Origin of the sequence: Streptomyces sp. NPDC005574, from assembly GCF_040605435.1 — a bacterium.
Lineage (GTDB): Bacteria > Actinomycetota > Actinomycetes > Streptomycetales > Streptomycetaceae > Streptomyces.
Map to the genome: position 1 here is coordinate 1 of NZ_JBEXCW010000234.1, position 3,281 is coordinate 3,281.

Consider the following 3,281-nt stretch of genomic DNA (forward strand, 5'->3'; position numbering starts at 1 on the left):
CGACTCTCCAAACCAGCGGGATGCCCCGTTCGTCACGCCACCGTCAACACCGCCCCGCCACCTCACCCGCCAGCCGTACACATGGAAAAGGCTCCTGCAATCAGTGCACTGCAATAGAAAAGGCTCTATGCGCTTTGGATCATGCAGGTGATACGCGAAGTGCAAAGTTTTCGCTGCTCTTCGTCAACTATGGTGACTTGATAACTTGCGAGGCTTCGACCGAGATGGAGCGGTGTAGCTATACCGGTAACAATCCCAGACGTCGCTGCGCGATGGTGCGTGGCGTTTATGTCTACACCAACTGCCGTTCGCCCAAGTCCAGCATGCAAGTGGCAACCGATCGTTCCTAGACTTTCGGCCAGGGTAACGGAGGCACCTCCGTGGAGTCGACCATGCGGCGTTCTGTTACCCTCTACGGGCATTTCACCCACAATCCTCTGGATAGAAAGTTCCGTGAAAGTGATACCTATTCGGTCCACGAATTGCCCGCTTCTGACGTCCGCGGGCAGTAGTCTCGCAGCAAAACGGTTGATTAGCTCTGTGGGCATGTTGGCGAGTGCGGGGATTTGTCGCTCCATCATGATTCGAAACTCCTAATTGCATTAGCGGCAGTTGCATATTTTGTCTGGTGATAAGGAATATTCTTGCATGAGGTGTTGAATTAGATGAGTCGGGGCAGGAGGCGCTGACCCCCATAGCACAGACAAGGCGCCTCGGCGCAGTCGCAGCTTCCCGGAGTTCCTTGAGGCAAGGTCAGATATGGCATGAGGATGGACGACGCTAGGTGCGGGTGTTCCTCGCTAGTGCCGTGACCGGAAAGGTTCACCGGCTCGCGACGCCCGGCACGGCACTCCCCCAGCCTTCGGCCGGGGTGCCCCCACGCGGCGTTGTCGCATCACCCAAGTACATCCAGTACGCGGGCGATGCTCCGCCTTGCGATGCACCGCACCGGACGCCGCGAGCTTCCCGGCAAACCTTTCCGGTCAGGCACTAGACAAAATCTTGCGTAATGGCGTAGCGGCGATCCGTACGGCGAACTTTCCTGCGCTATACGGGCCGCACTGCACCAACGGCAGTCGCTGCGCCTGCCGAAGCATGATGGCTGATGAGTCGAGATATAGGGTGCGCGCTGCACTATGCGATAGAAGTGCTTGGTGGTGACATGGTGTGGGGCCCGGATCCACCGCTGCTACGATGAGAAAGGCGCAGTCGAGGGTAATCTGGCTACGTGGCACTGAAAAAGGAGCCAGCCTAAGAAGTGATCGTCCACGATCCTTAGCGGAGACCGTCCGGTGACGTACGGACCCTGCGACAAAACAGCACTGTCGCCCACCAGTCCAAGGCTCTGATTATGGAGTCTGCCTAGTATTCTGCAAATCACTTATACGCTCGGAGACTGCAACTGCGCCGGTTCTGGTCGACGGGGACACAGTCGGCATCCCACCTCCGCCACTCCTCGTCCTAGCAATAAAGGATGGCGTAACGGTGTTTGAACTGTTCACGATCCGCAAATCGCCTCAACATCGATCCGGGAAGCTGCTCACTGTCGTGCATCATGCCCTGTCGTTCCGTTCGTTGCTGGCGGCTGCAATGGCGTGACAGATGTCTAGGTCAGTGAGAGCAGAACGCTGGTCACGCAGGGCGTCTAGTCGGCAGATAAAGTGACCGAAGGACTTTGTGACAGTCAAGCAAATGACTATGGCAAGAACCATTCCCATGACAACACTTAGACCACCTATAGCAGCGATCACAAAAGTTAGCTTCGGCGTCATTACTTGCGACTTCATTTTTTTGCATTCCGGAATGATCGGGGAAAGGTAACGAAAATATCTAGTGCCTTGTTTTACATAACTGACCTCTCGCGGTGTACGATAAAAAAATATGCCTATTTAAACCAAGCGGATTATTTCCGTACCAGATTCGCTGATTGCTTGTGGCTGCGGGTGGGCGCGGTAAGGCATCCGTATGCGCGACTCAGTCGTGTTGTGCGCCAGACGGTAGGGTGCGCAACTTCAGGGTGCTGACTGAGCTAATCCCGAAGGTATAGTCCATCAGCCTGGCGGCGTCCTCGAAGCGGTTTTGGTCATTGAGGAGCACTCCAACAATGGTCTTACCATTCCGGATTGCTGAGAAGACGAGACAGGGACCGGCGGGAGTGTTAGTGCCGGTTTTCACGCCGGTCACGCCACTGTATGAACCCAAAAGCTTATTGGTGTTGTACCAGGTGTACGTACGGGTGCCATTCGTACTCGTCGTAGCGGACTGGATAGTCTCCTGCTTCTTAACTATTCCCGTGAACGTTGCGTACTTCATCGCGCTGTGTGTCAGTTTAGCGAGGTCGAGCGGCGTCGTGAAGTTCGTATTTTGCGTTGAGTTACCGTCAAAAGAGTCGAAGTGAGTACTCGCCAGACCAAGAGTCTTAGCCTTGGTATTCATCTTGTCGACGAAAGATTTAATGCGCGCCGAGAGCGTCGTACCAGTGCCGAATGTGTCTGCGAGAGCCATCGCAGCGTCGCAACCAGATGGCAGCATCATTGCGAGTAGTAGTTGGCGGACGCTGACCTTATCACCGGTCTTCAAGTCCGCAGTACTTGCTCCCTGGCTGGTCACATAGTCCCGGTATGCCTGCTTGATGGTGACCTTACGGTCGAGGTTTAGGTCGGGAGCGCTTAGCACAACGCGAGCCGTCATGATCTTGGTGGTGCTGGCCATAGGCCGCCTAGTGTTGGCGTCCTTGCTGTAGAGCGTCACACCTGTAGCGTTGTCGAGCATCAACGCGCCTTGGGCGCTGACCGAGGGAGCGGGCGCAGCTAGGGCGGGCGCAGCCAAGGCGGGCGCAGCCAAGGCTCCGCCCGCTAGCAATACACCGCTTGCAGCAGTGACGGCTACGGCTTGACGGAAACGATCACGATGGATACCAATTAGCAACGTAAGCTCTCCCTATATGGCGCTTATCATGATTTATGTCAGAAGAATCAATGATGAAGGCAAAGCGGCTCGCTGGGATGATTCCGAGCGCCACATCACCGGAACGGTTTCACGAAGTAAAACGGCCATTTAACCTTACGGGTTTGAGTAATTGTCACTCAACTGCCGAGGCCGTAGCCAGCCACTGCTCAATAGGGCGGTGTGTGTGAGGACAGCTTGGACGAGGCTCGTGACCCGGACGGCCCTCAGAGGGTGTTAACCTCGATTCGTCAGGGGTTGTGAGCTGCTGACCGGTTGGTCGGTTCGCCCCTTTTGTCCCTGATGGTTGGGGATGGGGCCGTCGCGTGTCGCTG

Annotated in this window: 2 protein-coding genes; both read right to left on the reverse strand. The window is 55.9% G+C overall.

The genetic code is table 11. The features are described 5' to 3' along the window. Nucleotides 1-125: 125 nt before the first annotated feature. Nucleotides 126-581, reverse strand: a complete 456-nt coding sequence (locus ABZT03_RS43485; protein WP_356049751.1) for a hotdog fold thioesterase — start codon at nucleotides 579-581, stop codon at nucleotides 126-128. A 1,393-nt stretch (nucleotides 582-1,974) separates the two neighbouring features. Then, complete coding sequence (locus ABZT03_RS43490; RefSeq protein ID WP_356049753.1) at nucleotides 1,975-2,928, reverse strand: serine hydrolase; 954 nt, start codon at nucleotides 2,926-2,928, stop codon at nucleotides 1,975-1,977. Nucleotides 2,929-3,281 lie beyond the last annotated feature (353 nt).